26 protein-coding genes are annotated in these 24,061 nt (G+C 71.4%); 14 read left to right on the forward strand and 12 right to left on the reverse strand.

The features are described 5' to 3' along the window. Position 1: 1 nt before the first annotated feature. On the reverse strand, positions 2-394 hold the full coding sequence (locus AC1DDU_RS02840; RefSeq protein WP_477431113.1) for a TOBE domain-containing protein: 393 nt from the start codon (positions 392-394) through the stop codon (positions 2-4). A 210-nt stretch (positions 395-604) separates the two neighbouring features. On the opposite strand from AC1DDU_RS02840, the gene AC1DDU_RS02845 reads away from it, so the two are divergent. From AC1DDU_RS02845 to AC1DDU_RS02855, 3 genes are read left to right on the forward strand one after another with little or no spacing between them, the layout of a single operon-like run. Continuing rightward, positions 605-1,633: a hypothetical protein gene (locus AC1DDU_RS02845; RefSeq protein ID WP_477431114.1), complete on the forward strand. Its 1,029-nt coding sequence runs from the start codon at positions 605-607 to the stop codon at positions 1,631-1,633. Next, positions 1,630-2,481 carry a hypothetical protein gene (locus tag AC1DDU_RS02850; RefSeq protein ID WP_477431115.1) on the forward strand — a complete coding sequence of 284 codons (852 nt, stop codon included), beginning with the start codon at positions 1,630-1,632 and terminating at the stop codon, positions 2,479-2,481. Before AC1DDU_RS02845 ends, AC1DDU_RS02850 begins: the two co-directional genes overlap by 4 nt. Before the next feature lie 14 nt (positions 2,482-2,495). After that, the gene (locus tag AC1DDU_RS02855) at positions 2,496-3,416 is read left to right on the forward strand and encodes a hypothetical protein (RefSeq protein WP_477431116.1); all 921 of its coding nucleotides are present in this window, start codon (positions 2,496-2,498) and stop codon (positions 3,414-3,416) included. A gap of 155 nt (positions 3,417-3,571) precedes the next feature. On the opposite strand, the gene AC1DDU_RS02860 is transcribed toward AC1DDU_RS02855, so the two are convergent. Beyond that, complete coding sequence (locus AC1DDU_RS02860; protein ID WP_477431117.1) at positions 3,572-3,748, reverse strand: hypothetical protein; 177 nt, start codon at positions 3,746-3,748, stop codon at positions 3,572-3,574. A 56-nt stretch (positions 3,749-3,804) separates the two neighbouring features. Here AC1DDU_RS02860 and AC1DDU_RS02865 point away from each other — a divergent pair, with 56 nt between their 5' ends. From AC1DDU_RS02865 to AC1DDU_RS02890, 6 genes are read left to right on the forward strand one after another with little or no spacing between them, the layout of a single operon-like run. Next, positions 3,805-4,929, forward strand: a complete 1,125-nt coding sequence (locus tag AC1DDU_RS02865) for a ThiF family adenylyltransferase (protein WP_477431118.1) — start codon at positions 3,805-3,807, stop codon at positions 4,927-4,929. Next, the gene (locus tag AC1DDU_RS02870; protein ID WP_477431119.1) at positions 4,926-6,173 is read left to right on the forward strand and encodes a molybdopterin molybdotransferase MoeA; all 1,248 of its coding nucleotides are present in this window, start codon (positions 4,926-4,928) and stop codon (positions 6,171-6,173) included. The genes AC1DDU_RS02865 and AC1DDU_RS02870 overlap by 4 nt, the downstream gene beginning before the upstream one ends. After that, positions 6,170-6,661, forward strand: coding sequence for a cyclic pyranopterin monophosphate synthase MoaC (moaC, locus tag AC1DDU_RS02875; RefSeq protein WP_477431120.1), 492 nt, complete (start codon positions 6,170-6,172; stop codon positions 6,659-6,661). The genes AC1DDU_RS02870 and moaC overlap by 4 nt, the downstream gene beginning before the upstream one ends. Further along, positions 6,658-7,302, forward strand: a complete 645-nt coding sequence (gene mobA, locus AC1DDU_RS02880; RefSeq protein ID WP_477431121.1) for a molybdenum cofactor guanylyltransferase — start codon at positions 6,658-6,660, stop codon at positions 7,300-7,302. Before moaC ends, mobA begins: the two co-directional genes overlap by 4 nt. After that, positions 7,299-7,568, forward strand: coding sequence for a DUF6457 domain-containing protein (locus AC1DDU_RS02885; protein ID WP_477431122.1), 270 nt, complete (start codon positions 7,299-7,301; stop codon positions 7,566-7,568). Before mobA ends, AC1DDU_RS02885 begins: the two co-directional genes overlap by 4 nt. Further along, positions 7,568-7,801, forward strand: coding sequence for a MoaD/ThiS family protein (locus AC1DDU_RS02890; RefSeq protein ID WP_477431123.1), 234 nt, complete (start codon positions 7,568-7,570; stop codon positions 7,799-7,801). The genes AC1DDU_RS02885 and AC1DDU_RS02890 overlap by 1 nt, the downstream gene beginning before the upstream one ends. Positions 7,802-7,810: 9 nt before the next feature. On the opposite strand, the gene AC1DDU_RS02895 is transcribed toward AC1DDU_RS02890, so the two are convergent. The 6 genes from AC1DDU_RS02895 to AC1DDU_RS02920 form a co-directional block, all read right to left on the reverse strand. Next, positions 7,811-8,239, reverse strand: a complete 429-nt coding sequence (locus AC1DDU_RS02895) for a molybdenum cofactor biosynthesis protein MoaE (RefSeq protein ID WP_477431124.1) — start codon at positions 8,237-8,239, stop codon at positions 7,811-7,813. Further along, on the reverse strand, positions 8,239-8,718 hold the full coding sequence (locus AC1DDU_RS02900) for a MogA/MoaB family molybdenum cofactor biosynthesis protein (protein ID WP_477431125.1): 480 nt from the start codon (positions 8,716-8,718) through the stop codon (positions 8,239-8,241). Before AC1DDU_RS02900 ends, AC1DDU_RS02895 begins: the two co-directional genes overlap by 1 nt. A 25-nt stretch (positions 8,719-8,743) precedes the next feature. Further along, a complete protein-coding gene (locus AC1DDU_RS02905; RefSeq protein ID WP_477431126.1) occupies positions 8,744-11,221 on the reverse strand; it encodes an FdhF/YdeP family oxidoreductase in 2,478 nt (825 codons plus the stop codon). 47 nt (positions 11,222-11,268) lie between these two features. Further along, positions 11,269-11,910, reverse strand: a complete 642-nt coding sequence (locus tag AC1DDU_RS02910; RefSeq protein ID WP_477431127.1) for a DUF305 domain-containing protein — start codon at positions 11,908-11,910, stop codon at positions 11,269-11,271. Positions 11,911-11,977: 67 nt separating this feature from the next. After that, on the reverse strand, positions 11,978-13,933 hold the full coding sequence (locus tag AC1DDU_RS02915; RefSeq protein WP_477431128.1) for a helicase HerA-like domain-containing protein: 1,956 nt from the start codon (positions 13,931-13,933) through the stop codon (positions 11,978-11,980). Between the two features lie 4 nt (positions 13,934-13,937). Beyond that, the gene (locus AC1DDU_RS02920; RefSeq protein WP_477431129.1) at positions 13,938-14,600 is read right to left on the reverse strand and encodes a phosphatase PAP2 family protein; all 663 of its coding nucleotides are present in this window, start codon (positions 14,598-14,600) and stop codon (positions 13,938-13,940) included. Positions 14,601-14,668: 68 nt separating this feature from the next. Between AC1DDU_RS02920 and AC1DDU_RS02925 the strand changes: the two genes are divergently transcribed. Together AC1DDU_RS02925 and AC1DDU_RS02930 are read left to right on the forward strand one after the other, a co-directional pair. Beyond that, entirely contained in the window at positions 14,669-15,166 is a 498-nt protein-coding gene (locus tag AC1DDU_RS02925) for a nitroreductase family deazaflavin-dependent oxidoreductase (RefSeq protein WP_477431130.1), read from the forward strand. Then, positions 15,166-15,663, forward strand: a complete 498-nt coding sequence (locus AC1DDU_RS02930; RefSeq protein WP_477431131.1) for a nitroreductase family deazaflavin-dependent oxidoreductase — start codon at positions 15,166-15,168, stop codon at positions 15,661-15,663. The genes AC1DDU_RS02925 and AC1DDU_RS02930 overlap by 1 nt, the downstream gene beginning before the upstream one ends. Before the next feature lie 10 nt (positions 15,664-15,673). Here the strand turns inward: AC1DDU_RS02930 and AC1DDU_RS02935 are convergent, their stop codons facing one another. Further along, positions 15,674-17,017: a multidrug effflux MFS transporter gene (locus AC1DDU_RS02935; RefSeq protein ID WP_477431132.1), complete on the reverse strand. Its 1,344-nt coding sequence runs from the start codon at positions 17,015-17,017 to the stop codon at positions 15,674-15,676. A 315-nt stretch (positions 17,018-17,332) separates the two neighbouring features. On the opposite strand from AC1DDU_RS02935, the gene AC1DDU_RS02940 reads away from it, so the two are divergent. Genes AC1DDU_RS02940 through AC1DDU_RS02950 form a run of 3 tightly spaced genes read left to right on the forward strand, consistent with a single transcriptional unit; the run spans position 17,333 to position 19,189 of the window. After that, on the forward strand, positions 17,333-18,043 hold the full coding sequence (locus tag AC1DDU_RS02940; protein ID WP_477431133.1) for a DUF3105 domain-containing protein: 711 nt from the start codon (positions 17,333-17,335) through the stop codon (positions 18,041-18,043). Between the two features lie 2 nt (positions 18,044-18,045). After that, positions 18,046-18,717, forward strand: coding sequence for a DUF305 domain-containing protein (locus AC1DDU_RS02945; protein ID WP_477431134.1), 672 nt, complete (start codon positions 18,046-18,048; stop codon positions 18,715-18,717). 28 nt (positions 18,718-18,745) lie between these two features. Next, entirely contained in the window at positions 18,746-19,189 is a 444-nt protein-coding gene (locus AC1DDU_RS02950; protein ID WP_477431135.1) for a hypothetical protein, read from the forward strand. Here AC1DDU_RS02950 and AC1DDU_RS02955 read toward each other — a convergent pair whose 3' ends face one another. The 3 genes from AC1DDU_RS02955 to AC1DDU_RS02965 all read right to left on the reverse strand — a co-directional run bounded on the left by AC1DDU_RS02955 (position 19,190) and on the right by AC1DDU_RS02965 (position 24,048). Next, positions 19,190-21,640 carry an HAD-IC family P-type ATPase gene (locus AC1DDU_RS02955; protein ID WP_477431136.1) on the reverse strand — a complete coding sequence of 817 codons (2,451 nt, stop codon included), beginning with the start codon at positions 21,638-21,640 and terminating at the stop codon, positions 19,190-19,192. 90 nt (positions 21,641-21,730) lie between these two features. Beyond that, entirely contained in the window at positions 21,731-22,708 is a 978-nt protein-coding gene (locus AC1DDU_RS02960) for a carbohydrate ABC transporter permease (RefSeq protein WP_477431137.1), read from the reverse strand. Continuing rightward, on the reverse strand, positions 22,708-24,048 hold the full coding sequence (locus tag AC1DDU_RS02965; RefSeq protein WP_477431138.1) for a carbohydrate ABC transporter permease: 1,341 nt from the start codon (positions 24,046-24,048) through the stop codon (positions 22,708-22,710). Before AC1DDU_RS02965 ends, AC1DDU_RS02960 begins: the two co-directional genes overlap by 1 nt. Positions 24,049-24,061: the final 13 nt, after the last annotated feature.

Raw genomic sequence — 24,061 nt, forward strand, 5'->3', positions numbered from 1 at the left:
GTCAGCCCTTCGGGGTCTCGACGATGACGGACGTGGCCTTGATGACGGCGACGGCGAGGGATCCGGGCTCGAGAGCGAGGTCGCGCACCGCCTCGGCCGACATGAGCGACACGACCCGGTGCGGTCCGGACTGGATGTCGACCTGCGCCATCACGCCGTCGACCTGGACCCTGGTGACGAGTCCCACGAAGCGGTTGCGCGCGCTCGAGAGCACGTCCGCCGGATCGTGCGGGGTCTCGGCGAGCTCCACGGCACGCGCCGCGAGCGCCTCGCCGGGGATCTCGATGGGCGATGCCCCGGTCGTCGGGAGCACATCGGCGTCGATCCACCGGCGCACCGTGTCGTCGCTGACGCCAAGGAGGCGCGCCGCCTCTGCGATCTTGTAGTCGGCCATGCGGTCACGCTAGCACCGCAGATGCGGGTCCAGTGGGGGTTCCATGTCCGCAGAAGCGGAGACCGGCGCCCCCTCGCCGCAGACCCCCTGTGGCTTCCTCCCCCGGTGGTGCTACGTTTCGCGGTGGGTGGGGCACGGGCGATGCAGCCCTGCCCGTCGATCCGAACCGATGATCCGCCCGCACGGGGGCATGGGGCAGGGGGCGCACCGATGGACCGGCTCGACCATCAGGCGGTTGCCTACGGCTTCTTCGCGGCGTTGGGGGACGCATTCCGGCCGCTGCCGGACGCATACGCGGCGCAGCTGCGAGACAGGGCCGCGGCTGCGCGGCGCGGGCAGGCAGATGCTGCGCAGGCGACGTCGACCTGGACGCTCCTGCTCTCGCTCCCCATCGCCGTCGTCGTCTACGCGGTCCGCGCGGACGGCCGACGGATGATGACGGGAAAGATCCTCGGCGGGGTGCCCGGAACACCGACGTCTGCCACGATCACCGCACCCGATGACGCGCCGTACACCTACGTCCTGATCGAGGCGTGCTCGGGCGCCTACGTCACGAGTTTCAATGCGGCGGCGACCGAGACCGTGGCAGTCGGGCCGGACGACCTCGGAGAGGTGAACAACCCGGGTCTGCCAGGGATCCCGGGGGTCCTGCCCACGCCGGCGTCGTCGGGCTCGCCGCTGCCAGGCGACTCGCCGCCGATCGTCGTCGGCACCGGGACACTTCCCAAGGGTTTCATCGTCGTCCGGACCCAGTGCTGGCAGAAGGCCGCCGACTCGTACTCGCTCCCCCCGCAGGCAGGGCTCTCCGTCACCCAGACCGAGACGTCAGGGGTCACCAGTTCGACCTCGGACATGAAGGAGGTGGCGACGATGATCGACATCTCGACCTCGCTGGGCTGGGGGCCGATATCGGCGAGCCTGTCGGCGTCGATGGGGCGCACCTCCAGCGCGAGTCAGGAGGTGACGATCTCGGACGAGACGACAGCCACCGTCCAGCGGGAGTACAGCAACCCCTACGCGATCCCCATGGTCGTGCTCCTGTGGCAGCTCGTCGATCGGTACTACATCATCCACAAATCGGCTGCCTACCCGCTCAAGGCGATGATCGAGAACGTCGTGCTGCCGCCGATCCCGCGCGTCTACGACGCCGACGGCAACCCGTTCCCGCCCTCTGATCCCGCGCTGTACGCGGGGCCGTCCGAAGCCGGGTCCCCGGCGCCACGAGAGGACGAGCGATGAATCACGAGGCATCCACGGCCCCCCTGACCATCATCCGCAACGACCTGCCGCTGTCGATCGATGTGTACGGTTTCAACCCCGCCGCCGGCGCGGTGCAGGCGAGGTTCGCGGGGACCGTCGACCCCGGGGACGTGGGCAAGTTCCCCATCGTCGACCCCTTCGTGCGGGTCTTGCTCACCGCCTCCGGGGCGATCGTGAGCATGACGCCGCGCACCGAGCAGGTCACGACTCCCACCACGATCATCGTCGATGCGCTGATCCTGACGGGCCCGTTCATGATCTCGCCGCCACCCCAGATCAGTCAGGAGCGCCTGATGCCGCCCGACTCACAGCCGTGGGCCGTCGGCGTCGGAGAGTGGGTCACCGCGTCGGACGACGGCAACGTGCGGATCACGTTCACGCGTGAGCAGTTCTGGCGCAAGTCGCCGGAATCCTTCTCCCTGCCGCCCAAGTCGTTCGTCCAGAAGACGATGACCCAGGTGTCGGGCCGTACCGGCACCTCATCGACGTCCGAGCAGATCCGCGCAGAGCTGGGCATGTCGGTCTCGGCCGGCTGGGGGCCCTTCTCGGCGGCGGCGTCCGCGTCGCTGTCGGCGTCGTCTCAGCGGACCGACACGGTGACGATCCACGAAGGGTCGTCCGTCGCCATCGACCAGTTCATCAGCAACGACACCGCCGCACCGGTGGTGGTGTGCTTCTGGCAGCTGATCGAGCGCCTGAGGCTCCTCAAGAGCGGAGACGTCACCGAGCCGGACGGGAGCACCCGCAACCTCGACGTGTGCATCGCTGCCGTCGACAGCGGCATCGTGCCGATGATCCCGATGAGCTTCTCGCCCGCGCCGGTGTAGAGAGCCCGCCCATCGTGCTGAAAGTCGTGGTGCCGCTGCCGGGCCCCGTCGGTTCCCCGATCGACGTCGATTCCGCGCCGCGATCCGCCACCGTCTCCCTGGCGCTGCGGAACGGCATCCACACGTTCCGATCCCAGCCGATCGCTTTCGCGACCCTGGCTGACGGCAGTGCGCTCACCGGCATCGTCGAGTTCGGATACGAATACGACGAACCGGCCGAGACTGTGACGGTGTCCGGACCGGGCTACCCCTCGCAAGAGACCCTGCGCATCGTGCCGGCCCGCACCGGCGGGTGGATCGGCGACGAGGCCGCGCCGGCCGAGCAGCATCCGCGGGCCCTCCAGGCGTTCTTGACCGACGCGGCCACGGCGGCGAACGACGCGGTGATCAGCGCACTCGCGAGCGTGCCCGGGTTGAACGTCGGCGTGCGCCGGGCGCCCTCCGCCTCGCCATCCGGCCTGTACGCCGTGTACCGGGACGGAGAGTTCCTCGAGTTGTATTCGCCCAGGCTCCCGTACGGATCCGCGGATCGCATCGTCCGCGTCGAGTCCGTCTACAACAAGACGCTGACGCTGTCGCCGAAGAGCCGCTTCCGCAACGTGATCGGCAGCACGCGCGACCCCAAGGTGCGCAGCATGCCGTGGCTGAAGCTGTGGCAGCTCCACTCCAACGTCCCGATCACCCGGTGCAGCTCGTGGCAGTTCCCCGCGGTCGCCACGCCGGGCGTCCAGAAGCAGTCCAACTTCGCCTGCAATCAGCGGCTCGTGGGCGGCCACATCGTGCTCGGAGCCGGCACGCGCCAGATCATCAACCCCGGGACGAACGCCACGGTGATGATCATCCCCATCTGCTCGCGGCACAACGGCAAACCCGCGACGATCATGAAGCCGGTGACCAACCGCGTCGCGATCCTCCTGGACCGCTATATGAGGTGAGCCGGCCGTCAGCCGGGCACCACTGCAGCGCGCCGCCGCCCCGCGACGCTCGTGCCGATGACGACCGCGATCAGCGCGATCAGCGCGATCAGCGCGATGCCGCTCGTCGCGTCCAGGAGCAGATACCAGGGCGAGTAGGGGGCGCCTGAGATGAATCAGGTGTCGGCCAGGCTCATGCCCGGGCCGAAGGAAGCGACGAAGTAGGCGCACGGGCCCGGTACAAGCAGCGTCAGGTACCCGACGACGACAGCGAGCGGCGACATGTCGTCGCGGACGACGGCGACGACGAGGAACAGCGCCACGAGCGGCCCGATGCCCATGACGACGAACACGAACCAGGGAAGTGCGTACAGACCCCGACCGGCACCCCCGCGGCTAGCCTGAGGGCATGGCGTTTCCCCCACTTGTGGAGCCGGTCGCCGCGCTGAGCGACGACGAGCGCACGCGCACGGCGCGGCACCGCGTGCTCGCCGGGTTCGGCGATGAGGCGCAGCGGCGCCTCGCCGCCGCGCACGTCGCCGTCGTGGGCGCCGGCGGCCTCGGGTCCCCGGTCGTGCTCGCGCTCGCGGCCGCGGGTGTCGGCACGATCACGGTCATCGACGACGATGTGGTGGAGGCATCCAATCTCCAACGGCAGGTGATGCACCGCGTCGGCGACGTCGGGCTCCCGAAGGTCGACTCCGCGGTGCGGATCGGGGCGGAGCTGTCGCCGACGACCGTGGTCCGCCCGGTGCGGGCGCGCCTGACTCCCGAGAACGCCCGTGAGCTGCTCACCGGTGCGCACGTCGTGGTCGACGGCACCGACACCTTCGAGACGCGCGAGGCCGTCGCCGCAGCGTGCGAGGACCTGGGCGTGCCGCTCGTGTGGGGCGTCGTGCAGGAGTTCCACGCGCAGGTCACCGTGTTCTGGTCGGCACCACCCCCAGGCGTGGTGCCCGTCCGCCTGGCAGACCTCTACCCGCCCGACGCCGGGCGCGACGCACCGTCGTGCGCGCTCGTCGGAGTGCTGGGCTCGCTGTGCCTGCAGGTCGGGTCGCTGCTGGCCACCGAGACCATCAAACTGCTCACCGGGATCGGCGATCCGCTCCTCGGCCGCGTGCTCGTCATCGACGCCCTCCGCGGACGCACCGACGAGGTGCCGCTGAGACCCGCCCGCATCGAGTCCAGTACTCGTGGCGAGACGGCGGATGCCTCGCCTCGGGTCGACGCGATCCCGCAGGTGACTCCGGCGGAGGCGGTGGCCGCGCAGCGCGCCGGCGCCGTGCTGGTGGACGTGCGCGAACCGTTCGAGACCGAGCGCGGGGTCATCCCGGGCTCCACGCTGCTGCCGCTGGGCGAGCTGCTCGCCGATCCCTCGCAGCTGCGCGCGCACCCCGTGATCGTGGTGTGCCAGGTCGGCATGCGGGCGCAGCGCGCGGCGGGGGTGCTGCGCGACGCCGGGGTGGAGGCATCCGTCCTCGCCGGCGGCATCGCCGCGTGGACCGGCGACCTCGAAGCGGCGGTGCGCGCGTGAGCGGTCTGCGCAGCGTCGAGGAGCAGCTCGCCGAGGTGCTGGCCGCCGTCGCCGAGCCTCTTCCGGTCGAGACCGTCGCCCTGGCCACCGCGCACGGGCGCACCCTGCGCGCCCCGGTGCGGGCCGCCGTCGACATCCCGGTGTTCGACAACTCCGCGATGGACGGATTCGCGGTGCGCTTCGCGGATGTGAAGGATGCCGCTCCCGACGCGCCGACCGTGCTGCGGGTCGTGGCCGACCTGCCGGCCGGCAGCGCCGACGACCCCGGCTTCGCCGCAGGCGAGGCCGTGCGCATCATGACCGGTTCCGCGCTGCCGTCCGACGCGGACGCGATCGTGCCGTTCGAGGACACCGCCGGGGGCCTCGCCGACTCGCTCGGCGCGATCTCGGTGCTGCAGGCGCCCCGAGCCCCGGGCATCCACATCCGCCGCGCCGGCGAGGACGCCCGCCTCGGCGACGAGGTACTCCCGGCCGGCGAGCGGCTCGGACCGCTGCAGGTCGCCGCGGCCGCCGCGGCGGGTGTGGCCGATCTGGTCGTCTCCCGCCCGCCGCGTGTCGCCGTGATCTCCACCGGCAGCGAACTCGTCGAGCCCGGATCGCCGCTGCGCCGCGGGCAGATCCCCGAGTCGAACAGCTTCCTCCTGGCGGCGCTCGCCGCGGCGGAGGGCGCCGAGATCGTCCGCCGCGCGAGCGTGGCCGACGAGGGCGCCGAACTCGAGTCACTGCTGGCGGAGGTGACCGCGGCCGGCTCGGCGAGCGCCGCCGACGTCGTGATCTTCTCCGGAGGGGTGAGCGCCGGCGCCTACGAGGTGGTCAAGACGACGCTCACGGGAACCATGACGTTCTCCAAGGTCGCGATGCAGCCCGGCAAGCCGCAGGGATTCGGGCGCCTGCCGTCCGGTGTCCTGCTGTTCGGGCTGCCCGGGAATCCGGTGAGCGCGGCGGTCTCGTTCGAGGTGTTCGTGCGCCCCGCCCTGCTGCGGCTGCAGGGCCGCCGCGTCCTCGCGCGCCCGACCCTCTCGCTGCCCGCAGGCACCGGCTGGCGCACGCCGCCCGGCCGCCGGCAGTACCTGCCCGTCACGATCGACCATTCCGACCCCGGCCGCTGGCGCGCGATGCCCGCGACGTCGGGCGGCTCGCACCTGGCCGGCGGGCTCGGCCGCGCCGAGGCGTACGCGATCGTGCCGGCCGAGGTGGACGCCGTGGTCGCGGGCGACCTCGTCGATGTCATGCTGATCTCATGAGCACGAAGCCGCCGACGTTCACCCACCTCGACGATGCCGGCAACGCCCGCATGGTCGACGTCACGCTGAAGCAGCCGACGGTCCGCGCCGCGACGGCGCGCGGCTTCGTACGCTGCGCGCCGGAGGTCGTCGCGGCGCTCCGCGACGGGGCGGTCCCCAAGGGCGACGTGCTCGCCGTCGCCCGCATCTCGGGCATCCAGGCGGCCAAGCGCACCCCCGAGCTGCTCCCGCTCGCCCACGTCATCGGGGTGCACGGCGCCGCCGTCGATCTAGTGGTGCAGGACGACGGAGTGGCGATCGAGGCGACGGTGCGCACCGCCGACCGCACCGGCGTCGAGATGGAGGCGCTCACCGCGGTGTCCGTCGCCGCGCTCGCGGTGGTCGACATGGTGAAGGGGCTCGACAAGAGCACGTCGATCGAGAACGTGCGGATCGTGGCCAAGACCGGCGGCAAGAGCGGCGACTGGCAGCGCCCGGGCGAGGGATGACGCGTCCCGGCGGCCCCGTGCCCGGCGGCGTCGGGGCGATCCTCCTCGCCGGGGGTCGTGCGACGCGGGTGGGCGGCGCCGCCAAACCGCTGTTCGAGGTGGGCGGACGGACGCTGCTGGGCGCCGCCGTGGACGCCGCGCGGAGCGCGGGCGCCGACCCGGTCGTCGTGGTCGGCCCGGTGCTCGACGAGACGCTCCCGGTCGCCTGGCTCCGGGAGGAGCCCCCGTTCGGCGGTCCGGCCGCGGCGATCGTCGCCGCACTCGAGGCCTGGCCCGCCGCAGGCGGCCCCGACTGGACCCTGCTGCTGGCGTGCGACCTGCCGGGCATCGCCCCCGCGGTCGCACGCCTGACACGCGACGTGATCCTGCTGCCCGCCGACACCGACGGGATGTGCCTCGGCGACGCCGCCAGCCGGCCGCAATGGCTCATCGGCGTGTACCGGACGAGCGCGCTGCGGCAGGCGGCATCCGCTCTTCCCGATGCCGGACGCGACGCCCCCGTGCGCGTGCTGCTCGACGACCTCGCGATCGCCGTGGTCGCGGCGCCGGACGCCCTCACCCGCGACGTGGACACGTGGGAGGATCTGGAAGAGGCGCGCGCACGCGTGCGCCCGGCAGCCGACCCGGAGGAGTCGTCATGAGCGAGCAGTCCCGCACCCTTCCGCCCGAAGCGCTGGATGCCTGGGCGGCGGCGCTGCGCGAGCGGTTCGGGCTCGCCCCCGAAGACCTTCCGGTGTCGCTGATCCTCGACCTCGCCCGCGATGTGGCCGTCGGGGTCGCGCGTCCGGCGGCTCCGTTCAGCGCTTTCACCGCCGGCCTCGTCGCCGGGCGCTCGGGCGGCTCGCCCGAAGACATCGCCGCAGCAGTGACGGCGATCGCGGCGATGGCGAAGGAGTGGGAGGTCTAGTGGCCGTCGTCCGCTACTTCGCCGCCGCGCAGGAGGCCACCGGCCACGACAGCGAGCGGCGCACCGAGCCCACGCTGGGCGCACTACGGGAAGCGGTCTCGGCCGCATACCCGGGCCTGGGCGGCATCCTCCCCCGCTGCGCCGTGCTGGTGGGCGGCGCGCGCGTCCCCGACGACACCGCGCTCGGCGCCGACGACCTCGTCGACGTGCTGCCGCCCTTCGCGGGCGGCTGACGCGAGGGCTCAGCCGCCGAGGCCCAGCCAGGTGGCCGTGCCGTCGGTCTCGACCTGTCGCTTCCACACCGGCAGGTCGGTCTTGATCGACTCGATGAGCGTGCGGCACACCTCGAACGCCTCGGCGCGGTGCGCGGCGGCGACCGCGATCACGACGGCGGCGTCGCCGACCGCGAGCGTCCCGACCCGGTGGGACACCGCCACGAGCGCGCCCGTCGTCCCGGCGGCGGCGGACGCCAGCCGCTCGAGCGTCGCCTGGGCGTCAGGATGCGCGGAGTACTCCAGCGCGACGACCGCTGCCGCGGCATCCGGATCGTGATCGCGCACGCGCCCCACGAACGTCGTCACCGCCCCCATGCGCGAGTCGTCGATCGCACGCAGGTGCGCGTCGAGGTCGAGCGGCTCGGCGCTGATGGCCGCGAGGCGCACGGCGGCCATCAGTGGTCCCCTCCGCCGAGCTGATCGAGCACGTGCGCGGCGACCGACAGCACGACGGGCATCCCGGATGCCACGCCCCCACGAGAGCCGGGCAGGTTCACGACGAGCACCCCGTGCGGATCGACGACGCCCGAGATCCCGCGGGTCAGCATCCCCGCGGGCAGCTCGGCCGCGCCGCGTCGCCGCAGCTCCTCGGCGATGCCGGGGATCTCGCGGGTCACCACGCGCGCGGTGCCCTCCGGCGTCTGGTCCCGCGGCGCGACGCCCGTGCCGCCGGTCGTGACGATGAGCTTCACGCCCGCGACGACCTCGGCGGTGAGCGCCCGCTCGACGCTGTCGGCACCGTCGGGCACGATGACGGCATCCCCGCAGTCGAAGCCGGCATCCCGCAGGGCCGCGACCGCGACCGGTCCGCTGGTGTCCTCCCGGACCCCGGCGGCGGAGCGGTCGGACACGGTGATGACGGCGGCGCGGGTCATTCCCCCAGCCTAGGCACCGGGCCGGTCACCCGCGGCGTTCGAGACGCACCACCACGGACTTGGAGGTCGGCGTGCCCGACACGTCGGCGACCGAGTCCAGCGGCACCAGCACGTTCGTCTCGGGGTAGTACGCAGCGGCGTTGCCGCGCGGCGTGCGGTACGCGACGATGCGGAACTGCTCGGCCCGACGCTCCTCGATCGTGCCGTCGGGCCGTACCCACTCCGACACCAGGTCGACGACGTCACCGTCGGCGAAGCCGAGCGCGACGATGTCCTTCGCGTTGACCAGCACGACACGACGGCCGCCGTGGATGCCGCGATACCGGTCGTCCTTGCCGTAGATCGTGGTGTTGTACTGGTCGTGCGAGCGCACCGTCTGCAGCAGCAGGCGTCCGCGCGGGATCCTCGGGTACTCCAGGGGATTCACCGTGAAGCGCGCCTTGCCGTCCGGGGTCGCGAAGCGGCGCGCATCGCGTGGCCCGTTGGGCAGGTGGAGCGTACCGCCCTTGTCGATCCGCTCCTCGTAGTCGTCGAAGCCCGGCACGACGCGTTCGATGTGCGCGCGGATGAGCGCGTAGTCGCTCTCCAGCGCGGCCCAGTCCGCGTGAGGCACGTTGGACGGATGCCGCAGCCCGGCCGGATCGGGTTGCTCGGGTTCGACGGCGCCGTGCTCCGCGAGCCCGCGATCGGAGGTCTCGGACGCGGTCGCGGGGCCGGACTCGTCGGGAGGTCCGGTGCGTTTCGTCTCGCTCGTTCCTCGCTCGCTCAACGACCGCGAGGCGGCATCCGTGTTCCCGAACAGCAGCGCGCTCAGCCGCGAGACGATCGCCACCTCGCTCGGCAGCGACTCGTCGGGCGGGGCGAGGCGGCCGCGCGAGGCGTGCACGGCGCCCATCGAGTCCTCGACGGTGACGCGCTGCTCGCGGCCGCCGCGGCGGTCGCGATCGGTGCGTCCCAGCGTCGGCAGGATCAGCGCCCGGCGCCCGGTCACGACGTGCGAGCGGTTCAGCTTGGTCGACACGTGCACCGTGAGCCCGACTCTCGCCATCCCTGCCTCGACGACCGCCGTGTCGGGTGTGGCCGAGACGAAGTTGCCGCCCATGCTCATGAAGAACCGCACCCGGCCGTCGCGCATGGCGCGGATCGCCCCGACGGTGTCGAAGCCGTGCTCGCGCGGGGCGGCGAAGCCGAACTCGGCGTCCAGCGCATCCAGGAACGCCGCCGACGGCTTCTCGTAGATGCCCACCGTCCGGTCACCCTGCACGTTGGAGTGCCCGCGCACGGGGCACACGCCGGCGCCCGGACGGCCGATGTTGCCCTGCAGCAGAAGGACGTTCACGATCTCGCGCAGGGTCGGCACGGCGTGCTTGTGCTGCGTGAGTCCCATCGCCCAGCACACGATCGTCGCGTTCGACGCGCGCACGGTCTCGCCGACGCGGCGCAGCGCCTTCTCGGGCAGTCCGGTGGCCGCGACGAGGTCGCGCCACGAGGCATCCGCCATCGCCTGCCGATACGCCTCGAAGCCGCTCGTGTGGGTGTCGATGAAGTCGTGGTCGAGCACCCCGCCGTCCGCCGCCTCGGCCTCGAGCAGGTGCTTGCCGACGGCCTGGAACAGCGCCTGGTCGCCGCCGAGGCGGATCTGCACGAACTGGTCGGCGAGCTTGGTGCCGCCGAAGGCGATGCCGCGCACCGTCTGCGGGTTCTCGAACCGCATCAGCCCGGCCTCGGGCAGCGGGTTCACGGCGATGATCGTGGCGCCGCGCTGCTTGGCCTTCTCGAGGGCCGACAGCATGCGCGGGTGGTTCGTGCCCGGGTTCTGTCCGGCCACGATCAGCAGGTCGGCGTTGTGGATGTCGTCGATCGACACGGTGCCCTTGCCGATGCCGATCGTCTCGTTGAGGGCCGAGCCGGACGACTCGTGGCACATGTTGGAGCAGTCCGGGAGGTTGTTGGTGCCCACTCCCCGCACGAGCAGCTGATAGAGGAACGCCGCTTCGTTCGAGGTGCGTCCCGACGTGTAGAACACCGCCTCGTCGGGATCGTCGAGGCCCTTCAGCTCGTCGGCGACGAGCGCCAGTGCGTCGTCCCACGAGATCGGGCGATAGTGCGTCGCGCCGTCGTCGAGCACCATCGGGTGCGTGAGCCGCCCCTGCTGCCCGAGCCACCAGTCGTCGTGGGCGCGCAGCTCGTCGAGCGAGTGCTCGGCGAAGAACCCCGGGCCGACGCGGCGCAGCGTCGCCTCCTCGGCGACCGCCTTCGCGCCGTTCTCGCAGAACTCGATGACGTGACGGCGGTCCTCCTCCGGCCAGGCGCAGCCGGGGCAGTCGAAGCCGTCCTTCTGGTTCACCCGGCGCAGCGTCTGCACCGAGCGGGCGATGCCCATCTGCGCCCCCGCGGTCTCCAGCGCGTGCAGCACGCCGGGCACCCCGACAGCGACCTTCTTCGGCCGCGTGGTGCGCACGCGGGTCTCGTCGATGTCGGTGGTCGGAGGCTTCGTCGCCATGCTCCCAGGCTATGCCTCGCCCGGCCCGCCGGGGCCTCCCCACCCGATCAGGGTGCCGTGTCGGAGATCCCGTCCAGCGCCGCGGCGTCGGTCTCGGCCCGCTCGAGCACCTCCCGTGCCGACGCGGCCACGGCGGGGTGCGGGTCGCCCTCGAGGATGAGCGTCACGAGCGCGATCATCCCGGCGTTCTGCGCCCGCAGGATCTCGGCGAACCGCTGTTCGGCGTCCGGGTGCTGCGCGTCGACGAACCCCTGCAGCGCGCTCCAGGCCGGCATGCCCGGCATCTGGGCGTGGTCGGCGCCGTGACCGCCGCACGGCCCGTCGGTCGGCGGCTCCGCGGGCCGCGCATCGGCCCACGACACGTACCACTCGCGCAGGTCGTCGAGCTCGGCAGCATCCGCTCCCGCCAGCCGGCCGGCGAGTTCCTCGGCCTCCGGGGCGATGCCGTCCTTGCGCAGCAGCGTCTGCGCGAGCTCCTGCTCCTTGACGCGGTAGTAGATCATCGCCTCGACGTAGCAGTAGTCGTCGGCCGTCACCGGAGCCGGCGCCGACGCGGACGGAGAAGCGGATGCCGCGGCCGCGGCATCCGTCGTCCTCGCCGCACCGGCTGCCACGGCCAGCGCGATGCCCGCCGCGGCGGTCGCCAGGGCGAGCGTCAGCGCGACGACGGCGACAGCTCTGCGGCGCACCAGGGACCTTCCGGATCGGGAGGGATCCGCCCGCACCTCGGAGCGGCTGCGCTCGGGGCGGGATGCCTCAGCGCTTGCCGGTGCCGAAGATCCCGCGGATCACCCCACCCAGTATCGTCTGCGTCGACTTGGAGTTGAGAATCTGCTCCAGCGGCGACTTCTGGGCCGACCGCGACGTGCGGGTGGTGCCCGCCGTCTTCTTGAGCAGCCGCTCGTACTCCTGCTGCGCCTTCTTCTCCGCGGCGGCGCCGGCCTTGTCGGCGGCGGCCTGCTGCTTGTCGATCGCGGCCTTCTGCTTGGCGTACTCGGCATCCGCCTTCGCCTTCGCGAGTGCGGCGTCCTCGGCCGCGGCCGCGTCGTCGGCGGCCTTCATCTTGGCTGCGAGGATCTCGCGCGCCGACTCGCGGTCGATCGCGGTGCCGTACTTCGCCAGCAGCGGGGATGCCTTCACCGCGGCCTCGATCGCCGGGTCGGGCGTCGGCGACATCAGGCCCTGCGGGGCGCGCAGCCGCGTCCAGGCGACGGGCGTCGGCGCCCCCTTCTCGCTCATCACGGTCACGATCGCCTCGCCGGTGCCGAGCTCCTGCAGCACCCGCTCGAGGTCGTAGCCCGACTTCGGGTAGGTGCCGACCGTCGCACGCAGCGCCTTGGCGTCGTCGGGCGTGAAGGCGCGCAGCGCGTGCTGCACGCGCGAGCCGAGCTGCGCCAGCACGTCGGAGGGCACGTCCTTCGGGGTCTGCGTCACGAAGAAGACGCCGACCCCCTTGGAGCGGATGAGGCGCACCGTCTGCACGATCGCCGCGAGGAAGTCCTTCGAGGCGTCCTTGAAGAGGAGGTGGGCCTCGTCGAAGAAGAAGACGAGCTTGGGCTTGTCGGCATCCCCCACCTCGGGGAGGATCTCGAACAGCTCGGCCAGCAGGTACATGAGGAACGTCGAGAACAACGCCGGCTTGTCGATGACGCCGGGCACCTCGAGCAGGCTGATGATGCCCCGCCCGTCCGGCGCGGTGCGGATGAAGTCCGCCACGTCGAACTCGGGCTCGCCGAAGAAGACGTCGGCGCCGGCATCGGCGAAGGTGATCAGCTCGCGCAGGATCACGCCCGCCGTCGCCGCAGACAGCCCGCCGAGCTCCTTGAGCTCGGCCTTGCCTTCGTCGCTCGTGAGGTGGGTGAGCACCGCGCGCAGGTCCGACAGGTCCACCAGCGCGAGGCCGTTGGCGTCGGCGTAGTGGAACACCAGGCCGAGGCTCGACTCCTGCGTGTCGTTCAAGCCGAGGACCTTGCTGAGCAGCAGCGGCCCGAAGCCCGACACCGTCGCACGCACCGGCACACCCTTGCCGATGCCGCCGAGCGCGAAGTACTCCGTGACGGATGCCTCCGGCTTCCAGTCCTGCCCGATCGCCTGTGTGCGCGCGAGCAGCTTCTCACTCGGCTCCCCCGGCGTCGCGACGCCGGACAGGTCGCCCTTGATGTCGGCCGCGAACACCGGCACGCCCTTGGCGGCCAGCTGCTCGGCAAGGCCCTGCAGCGTGCGGGTCTTGCCGGTGCCGGTAGCGCCCGCAACCAGTCCGTGGCGGTTCATCATCGCAAGCGGGATGCGGATCTGCGCCTGTGCGACCGGGTCGCCGTTCATGAGGGCGCCGAGGTCGAGCGTGGCCGCCTCGAACGTGTAGCCGGCGACGACCTTCTGGACGTCTTCGTCGCCGAGCGGACCGGACTGCGCCGAGGGTACGGGCTGCAGCTCGGCCTCCGGCACCGGGGCGGCCGTGGCGGGCGGGGGCGTCGTCGCCTCCGGAGCCGGTGCGTCGACGGCGACCGGGGCGTCGGCCGGCGCACCGGTGCTCGCGGCCGGGGCGGCACCGGCCGCGCGGGACTTCGCCGCCTCGGCTTCGGCCGCGGCGAGCGCGGCCTTCGCCTGAGCGGCCTTGAGCTGCGCTTCGGCGGCTTCTGCCTCGGCCCGCAGACGGGCGAGCTCGGCCTCGGCGGCGGCGACGGCGGGATCGGGCGTGGCGGGCGCGGTCATGCGCTCAGCCTAGCCAGGCGGCTCCGGAGGAGGCATCCGGTCGCTCCCGCAGCAGCGGCACGGCGAACGCGGCCGCGACGAGCAGCGCCGCCCCCGCACCGACGAGGGCGCCGCCGACGGTGTCGCTCAGCCAATGCGCGTGCAGGTAGGTGCGGCTGAACGCCATCAGCACGACCCACGCGGCGCCGATCAGGCCCACCCACACCCGCGGGAAGATGACCACCGCCGCGACGGCGATCGTCGCGGCGTTGGCGACATGCCCCGACGGGTATGAGCCGTAGTCCGAGATGACGAGGATGTCTTCGGGGCGCACGCGTCCGAACACGTGCTTGAGCACCTGCACGCCGGCCGCCGATGCCGCCTCGGCGGCGAGGAAGTATGCGGCCGCCCACGGGCGGCGCAGCACGATGAGCCCGATCGCGGCGCCGATCGGCACGAAGATCACACCGACCCAACCGCCGCCCACCCAGTTCATGACACGCGAGAAGCCGATGAGCGCGGGATGCCACAGCTCCGACATCGCGGCGTTCCACGCGGTGTCGACGGCCAGCGGCTCGTCGAGTGAGGAGATCCACCACCCCAGCACGCACGACATCGCCACGAGGATGGCGCCCACCACCGCGAACACGGCGACCGATGCCCCCACCCGCCGCTGCGCGCCACCCATGGGCCCATTCTGCCGGTCCCGCCACAGCTCGCGCATCGAACCGGGTCGCGCACCGGCAAGATGGGACCATGGCCGCCATCGTCGACGTCGTCCGTGCCGTGATCGCACCGCTCACGCGCACCCGCGTGTTCCGCCGCGTGATCGGACCGACGTTCCTGCCGCCGGTCGAGCGGTTCGTCGCCTGGGTGTCGGGCGGGCGCGTGCAGCTGAGCGCCCTGCTGGTGCCGTCGCTGGTGCTCCACACCGTCGGCGCGAAGTCGGGCGCACCGCGGGACGTGCCGCTGATGTACACCCCCGACGGGCACGGCCGCGCGATCGTGGCGGGCACGAACTTCGCCGGGGAGCGGCATCCGGCCTGGACCGCCAACCTGCTCGCCCGCCCCGACGCCGCGATCACCGTCCGCGGTCGCCGTCTGCCGGTGCGCGCGATGCCCGTCCCCGACGCGGAGCGCGACGAGGTGTGGGCGCTCATCGAGGCGCAGTGGCCGGGCTACCGCAACTACGAGCGCGAGTCAGGCCGCACCGTGCGGCTGTTCCGCCTGCAGCCCGTCCGAGAGGAACCCTGATGCCCGCCGTCGACGTCGTCCGCGGACTGACCGCTCCGATCTCGCGGACGCGGCCGTTCCGCCGCTTCGCGACGACGGTGCTGCCGTCGCTGGAGCGAATCGTCTCCCGCATCACCCGCGGACGCGTGCAGCTGACCGCGTTCCTCGTGCCGTCGCTCGTGCTCCACACGATCGGCGCGAAATCGGGAGAGCCGCGTGATGCGCCGCTGATGTACACGGCCGACGGGCACGGCCGCGCCCTCGTCGCGGGGACCAACTGGGCCGGTGCGAAGCACCCGGCATGGACGGCCAACCTCCTCGCCCATCCGGATGCCGAGATCACGGTCCGTGGGCGCCGCATGGCGGTGCGCGCGTCGCTCGTGCCGGAGGACGAGCGTGACGCCGCCTGGGCGATCATGGAGGCGCAGTGGCCCGACTACCGGGAGTACGAGCGCGACTCCGGCCGCACCGCGCGGATCTTCGTGCTGCAGCCGGTGCGGCGCCTGCCGCAGCCCTGAACCGGCCGGGTCAGGGCGCGAGCCGCTCCACCGTGCGGGGCCGCACGACGAGCCACAGCGCGAGCACGCCGACGAGCGCGCAGCCGACCATGACCGAGGCCATCGTGGTGGCGGTGATGCCGGCATCCTTCGCGATCCAGCCCACCAGCGGCGAGATGATGCCCGCGACGCCGAAGTTGGTCGCGCCGATGATCGACTGCGCCGTGCCCGCGGCCTTGCCGTGGCGGTCCAGCGCCAGCACCTGGACGCACGGGAACGTGAACCCGCACGCCGTCATGAAGACGAACAGCGGCACGACCGTGCCCCACAGTCCGAAGCCGAGCTGGTCGGTGACGATGATGGCGGATGCCGCGACCACGAGCACCGCGGTCGACCAGGCCAGCACCCACTGCGGGCCGAAGCGGGATGCCAGACGGGATGCGACCTGCACGCCCACCACGACGCCGACCGAGTTGGCGGCGAACAGCAGGCCGTACTGCTGCGGGCTGAACGCGTACTGCTGCTGGAACAGGAACGACGAGCTGGACAGGTACGAGAACAGGCCCGAGAACGTCATGCCGCCGATGATCAGCACACCGATGAACACGCGGTCGGTGAACACGCTGCGATAGCGCTGCCACACGGTCGTGGAGCCGCGCTCGCTGCGTCGCGCGGGCGGCAGCGTCTCGGGAAGGAAGACCAGCGCGGAGACGAGCATCACCGCGCCGTACACCGCGAGCACGACGAAGACGCCGCGCCACGGCATGACCGCCAGCAGCGCCGACCCGACCAGCGGCGCCAGTACCGGGGCCACGCCGGACACCAGGGCCAGCCGCGACAGCATCACGACCAGGCGGCGCCCGCCGAACAGGTCGCGCACGATGGCCGCGGCCACCACGCCGCCGGCCGCGGCACCTGCACCCTGCAGCACGCGCGCCGCCGAGAGCAGTTCGAGGGTCGGCGCAAGGGCGGCGGCGACGCTCGCCGCGACGTGCAGCGCGGTCACCGACAGCAGCGGAACGCGGCGGCCGACCTTGTCGCTGAGGGGTCCGACGATGAGCTGGCCGAGCGCGAAGCCGATCATGGTGCCGGTGAGCGTCAGCTGGATCGCCGCGGCGGTGGTGTCGAAGTCGGCCTCGAGCACCGGGAACGCCGGCAGGTACAGGTCGATCGTGAACGGACCGAGGGCGGTGAGCGCGCCGAGCAGCACGATGTACAGGACGCGCCGACGGTGAGGGATCGAGTCGCCGGGGTGCAGCACGATCGGCGCGGTGGCCGGGTTGCTGCCGAGCGTGCGGATCGCGCCCGTCGACGACGGCACCGGCGGCACGCGGTCGTCGGGCTTGTGGACGGGAACGGAGGCGGTGTCGAGCACGGGGACTTCGATTCGAGACAGGGGTCCCCTGACGGGAACGAGGGCGAGACGGGGCGGCGTCGATACCGGCCGGGCCGGCTCAGGGCGCACTTGTTCACGGGGCCGAGAGAGGTGCGGATCGTCCGATGCTGCCGATCGGCATCGCGACTCGCGATCGATCCGGCACATCGTCGAATCGATTCGAGAGCCATGATACCGGATTCCCAGCGGCGACATAGATGCGTCCGCATAGGATGACGACAACCCGAGGGCCGCGTCGCGCGGCACGAGCCCGGTGCCCAGACCCCTGTTCAGCGATTGGCAGAGATCACGAGCATGACCCCGACCCCCGAAGGCAAGCGCAAGAGCGGCAACCCGGCCACGCAGGCCCGGATCGACCTGAGCGTCAAGCAGCAGCGCGAGCAGAAGCGCCAGGAGAAGCTCGCCGAGTACCAGCGGCAGGTCGCCAAGCGCCGCCGCAGCAAGACCGTGTGGTGGATCGTCGGCTCGGCGGCGGCCGTGGTGGTCGTGGCGGCGATCGCGGCATCCATCGTCTTCGCCCCGAAGCCGCCGCCCAGCTACGCGCGCGGCGACAGCGACGGCAGCGCCATCGAGGGCGTGCAGACCTACAAGAACACCTCCAACCACGTCGAGGGCACGGTCGACTACCCGCAGACCCCGCCGACCGGCGGCGACCACAACGTGATGTGGCTCAACTGCGGCGTCTACACGCAGCCCGTCCCGAACGAGAACGCCGTGCACTCCCTCGAGCACGGTGCGGTGTGGATCACGTACGACCCCGCGCAGGTGTCGGACGACGACGTCGCCGCGCTGGAGGCCGAGCTGCCGTCGACCTATTCGGTGCTCTCGCCCTACGAGGGACTGGACACCCCGATCGCGGTGACCGCCTGGAACGCGCAGTTGAAGGTCGACTCCCCCGACGACGAGCGCATCGAGGAGTTCATTCGCGCCTACTGGCGCAGCACCAACGCGCCCGAGCCGAACGCGGCCTGCACCGGCGCGTACGACGCGCCCGGCAAGAAGTAGCCGTGACCGACTCGGCCGCGACCGGGCGGGCCCGCTGGGCCGTCGTCGGCGTGGCGCTGGTGCTGATCGCGGCGCTCGCCTTCGCCGTCGGACGCTTCTCGACGTTCGGCTCCCAGGGCCCGCTCACTCCTGGCACCGACTCCCCCGAGGCGGGCTTCTCGCGCGACATGCAGGTCCACCATGCGCAGGCGATCGAGCTCGCGATGGACATCTACCGCAAGACCGACGACGAGCAGCTGCGGGTGCTCGCCTACGACATCGCCACCGGTCAGGCCGCGCAGCGCGGCGAGATGTACGACTGGCTGGTGCAGTGGGGTCTGTCGCAGTCGGGCGGCCCGATGATGCAGTGGATGGATGCCGATGCCACCGGCCACGAAGGGCACGGCGGCACCGCCTCCGCACCGATGACCGACGAGGAGGCCCGCCAGGCGATGGGCATGGCCTCCGCCGACGAGATCGCCGCACTGCAGGCGGCCACGGGCACCGAGGCGGACTGCCGGTTCCTCACACTGATGATCCGGCACCACGAGGGCGCGATCCCGATGGCCGACGCCCTCCTCGAACAGGGCACCGATGCGCGTGCGCTCGAGGTCGCCGAAGCGATGAAGACGGGCCAGACGGCCGAGCTCGACGCCATGCAGGCGATGCAGGTGCGGCTGGGCTGCACCGGCTGACGCGGCATCCGCTCGCTACAGTGGTCGCGTGACCGCCGAGGATTCCGCGACCGCGCCGACGCCTCGACGGCGGCGCCCCGTGATCGTGACGATCGCGGTGATCCTGGTGTACATCAGCGCCATCGCGAACGTCGTCCTGGGCACCCTGGTGCTGCTGAGCCGCTACGGCGTGGACCGGGCCGACGTGCTGCCCGTCTCGCTGCTCGGCGCCGCGGTCATCCTCTTCGGCCTGCTGCTGCTCGCCGTCGCATCGGGGATCGCCCGCGGCAGCCGGCTGTCGCGCACCCTCGCGACGGTGTACCTCGGCGTCCTGCTCGTCCTCAGTCTGATCACCGTGTTCACGACGGACGGCTGGGACTGGGGTTCGATCCTCGATCTCGCGGTCGAGACGCTGATCCTCATCGCGCTGTGGGCGCCCCCGGGCGCTCGGCACTTCCGCCGGACGGAACCGGATCCCGCCCCCGCGGCGTGATCAGCCGCGCGCGAGGGAGCGCGCCACGAAGCGGCGGTGGAAGAACCGCACGATCTCGATCGCACCGATCGCGAGCGACGTCACCACCGCGACCAGCCACGCCACGTCCTCGCCGGGGTCGACGAGCTGGAAGAACTCCGCCGCGAGCGGGAGCGTGAACACGCCCACCAGCCCGATGAACATGGTGCCGATGATGAGCGCCTCGAGGCGCGTGATCGGCCGCGACAGCACCGTGAGCACCCAGATGCCGACGATCGCGAGGATGATCGTCGACCCGGTCCGCAGCTGCGCCTGGTCCACGCCCAGCGACATCGCACCGAGCGTGTAGAGGGTGAGGGCGATCGCGATGACCGCGCCGGCGGGGATCGCGAAGCTCAGCGAACGGCGCAGGAACCCGGGCACGTATCGCTGCGTGTTGGGCAGCAGCGCCAGGAAGAACGCGGGGATCCCGATCGTGAGCCCGTCGGTGATCGACAGCTGACGCGGCAGGAACGGGAAGGCGAGCACGAGCAGCCCGAACAGCACCGCGAGTCCGGTGGCGTACGCGGTCTTGGTGAAGAACAGCATCGACACCCGCTCGATGTTGGCGATCACCTGGCGCCCTTCGGCGACGACCTCGGGAAGGTGCGAGAAGCGTCCGTCGAGCAGGACGATGCGCGCGACAGCCTTCGTCGCCGCCGAGCCCGAGTTCATCGCGATGCCGAGGTCGGCGGTCTTGATGGCGAGGGCGTCGTTCACGCCGTCGCCGGTCATCGCGACAGTGTGCCCGCGCTGCTGCAGCGCGATCACCATCCGCTTCTTCTGCTCGGGCGTCACCCGTCCGAACACGAGGTTGTGCTCGAGCACCTCGCCCAGCTCCGTCTCGTCGTCGGGGAGCTTGCGGGCGTCGAACCCGTCGGTCGCGTCCAGCCCGACAGCACGGGCGATCGCGGCGACGGTGCGGGGGTTGTCTCCCGAGATGATCCGGATGCCGACGCCCTGCGCCGCGAAGTACTCCAGCGTCTGCGCGGCGTCCGGGCGCACCTGCTCCTGGAACGTCACGACCGCGGCCGCCGCCGGGTGCACCGGGAGACGCTCGGCGTCGACGTCGGCGGCGGTGAGCACCCCGTCGGCGCGCGCCAGGACGAGGGTGCGCCGCCCCGTCGAGGCGAGGTCGGCGACCGTGCGGCCGAGGTCGGTCGACCGGTCGGCTGCGGCATCCCCGAACACCATCTCCGGCGCGCCGAGCACCCACGTTCCCACGGGCCCGGTCTCGAACGAGACGGCACTCCACTTCCGCGCCGACGAGAACGGGATATACGCCGCCGCGTCCAGCGGTGCCGCGACCGGGTACGGCTCGCGCAGGCACCGCGCGGTGGCGTTCGCGTCGGGTGCCGCCCCGAACCACCCGAGGACCGCCTCGACACCACGATCGGCCGAGCTCTCGAGGTTGGGGGCCGCGGGCTCGGTCATCACGTGGAGCGCGTCGAACACGATCTCGCCGGCGGTGAGGGTGCCGGTCTTGTCGAGGCAGATGACGTCGACGCGCGCGAGGCCCTCCACGGCCGGCAGTTCGTTGACGAGCACCTGCTTACCGGCGAGTTTGGCGGCCCCCACGGCGAAGGCGATCGAGGTCATCAGCACCAGACCGAGCGGGATCATGGCCGTCACGGCGGCGATCGTGTTGACGATCGCCTGCACCCAGTCGCCGCTCTCCCACGCCGCCACCCAGCCGCCGAAGACCATCATCTGCGCGTTGCAGACCAGGAGTCCGACCGGCCCGATGATCCAGCTCATCCACTTCAGGACCCGGTTGACCGAGTTGCGCACCTCGGACGCGACGAGCGAGAACCGCTTCGCCTCGCCCGCGAAACGGTTGGCGTACGAGTCGGCCCCGACCCGGGTGACGTGCGCCGCGCCTTCGCCGGCGACAACGATCGAGCCGGAGAGCGCCTCGTCGCCGGGCTGCTTGTCGACGGCGTCCGACTCGCCGGTGAGCATCGACTCGTCGATCTGCAGCCCGCGGCTGTCGACCACATCGGCATCGGCGGGAACCTGGTCGCCTGCCCGCAGCACCAGGATGTCGTCGAGCACGACCTCGCCGGGCGCGATCTCCGCCTCGACGCCCTCCCGCCGCACCCGCGCCAGCGGTGCGCTCAGCAGGGCGAGCCGGTCCAGCGCCGCCTTGGCACGGAACTCCTGCACGCACCCGATGATCGAGTTCGCGAACGCGGCGAGCCCGAACAGCGCATCCTGCCAGCGTCCCAGCACGAACAGCACGAAGAAGCACGCGAACACGATGCCGTTGAACAGCGTGAACACGTTCGCCCGCACGATCGTCCAGACGCTGCGGCTGGTGTCCGCCGTGTGCGCGTTCGCCTGGCCCGCGGCGACGCGCTCCGCGACCTCCGTGGCGCTCAGGCCGCGCAGCGCGGCGGGGGCGTCGGCGCGGGCGTCCGCGGAGGCATCCATGCGATCAGGCTAGCGACCCGGCGCCGGACGGACGGATGCCGCGGGCAGGCGCTCGGCGCCCGGCCCGCGGCATCCTCTTCAGAGCCCCGGTCAGCCCTTGGTCGCACCGGCCATCAGGCCGCGTACGAAGAACCGCTGCAGTGCGAGGAACACGATCATCGGCACGAGGAGCACGAGGAACGCGCCCGCCGACACCAAGTACCATCGGTCGCCCCACGAACCCGATAGCGAGTTCAGTGTCTGCGTCATCGGCAAAGACGATGTCGGCGCGAAGATCGTCGCCACCAGCAGGTCGTTCCACACCCAGACGAACTCGAAGATCGCGAACGACGCGAGGATCGGCATCGACAGCGGCAGGATGATGCGGAAGAAGATCTGGCCGTGACCGGCACCGTCGACGCGAGCCGCCTCGATGACGTCGGACGGGATCTCCGCCATGAAGTTGTGCAGCAGGAAGATCGCCAGCGGCAGTCCGAACATCACGTGGGCGATCCACATGGTTGCGAAGCTATGGTCGATCTCCCGCAGCTCCAGGCCCGGGAAGACGGTGACCTCACCGATCTCGAGTCCTCGCGAGAAGAGGCTCAGCAGTGGGACGAGGGCCATCTGGATCGGCACGATCTGCAGAGCGAAGATCGCGACGAACAGGAACCCGCGGCCCTTGAAGTCCATCCACGCGAAGGCGTAGGCGCCCAGCGCGGCGATGGAGATCACGAACACCGTGACGGGGATCGTGATGGCCAGCGAGTTGAGGAACGACGCGCCCAGCGTCAGCGCGGTGCCCCCCGAGGTCAGCGCCTCCTGGTAGTTGCCCAGCGTGAAGTCGGGGTTGGTGAACACGGTCCACCAGCCGGTCGTCGCCGAGTCGGCGCCGGGCCGGAAGGAGGTGATGAGCAGGCCCAGAGTGGGGATGGTCCACAGGAACGCGATGGCGATCGCGATCACGGTCGCCACCGGCGAAGTGAGCCGCTTCTGCGCCCTCGACTCGTTCCTGCGGGTGTCTCTGGCGACCTTGCGCGCTGCGGCCTTGTCGAACTTCGGGGTCGCTGCGGTCTCGACGGTGGCCATCACCGCACCTCCCTTTGCTTGCGGAGCTGTATGACGTTGTAGACGATGAGCGGTGCGACGAACACGAAGATCAGCACCGCCAGGGCCGCCGCGTGCCCGTAGCTCTGGAACCGCTGCTGCTGGTTGACCATCTCGAAGCCCAGCACCGTCGAGTTCGAACGTCCGCCGGTCATCACCGCGACGATGTCGTACAGCTTCAGCGCGGCGATCGTGATCGTGGTGAGCACGACCACGATGGACGTGCGGATGCCGGGAACCGTCACGTTGATGAACCGCTGCCATGCCGTCGTGCCGTCGAGCTGCGCCGCCTCCATCTGCTCGGCGGGCACCGCCTTGATCGCCGCCGAGAGGATCACCATCGCGAAGCCGGTCTGCGCCCACACGAACGCGATCAGCAGGCAGAAGGTGTTGACGAGGGGCCAGGTGTCCAGCCACCGCACCGGCTCCCCGCCGAAGGCCACCACGATCGCGTTGAGCAGGCCGATCTGGTTGCCCTGCCGGTAGTCGTAGACGAACTTCCAGATGAGGCTGATGCTCACCGGCGCGATGGCGAACGGCATGAACACGAGCACCTTCAGCAGGCGCTCACCTCGCGCCCGCTCCATGAACGCCGCATAGGCGAGACCGACGACCGTGGCGAAGATCGGGACGAAGATCGCCCAGATCAGCGTGTTGATGATCGACCAGAAGCCCTGCGGGTTCGTGAATGCCCAGACGTAGTTGTCCATCCCGACGAAGTTCTCGCCGGTCTTGTCGAAGAAGGACTGGATGATCGTCGAGATCGCGGGGTAGATGAGCCCGACGAGCAGCAGGATCGCCGCCGGAGCGAGGAAGAGCACCAGCTGATAGAGGTACCCCGCCCCCTCACGAGCGCGGTAGTCGGCGTAGAACAGGAGGCCGCCCACGATGAGGGCGATGGGAATGACGTAGATGGCGGCGTTCTGGTACGGCCGCAGCATCATGAACGCGAGGAACGGGATCGCGAAACAGGAGACGAGCCGGAGCCAGAAGTACCCCGTGCCGGGCCGCGGCGCGAACTCGATGAGGATGAGCAGCACCCCCACGACCGCGGCGAAGATGACGATCACGATGGGGATCTGGACGATCGGCCCGAGCTCGCCGATCCACCGGAAGAACGAGTTGAAAGAGAAGCCCAACGACACCGGCTTCGCGTCGGGGTTGGGAGGGCTCAGGATGAGGAAGACGATCAGCGCCGCGATCAGGATGAACCCGATCGTGACGACCAGGCGCGTCGTCCGCTGCGAGTAGAGCTTCCTTCTCCCGGGTGCGGGCGGGGGCGTCGTCTGCGCCTGATCCGCCGATGTTGCGGTCTGAGACATTTCAGCCTTCCCC

It is taken from the genome of Microbacterium sp. 05T445 (assembly GCF_056395865.1).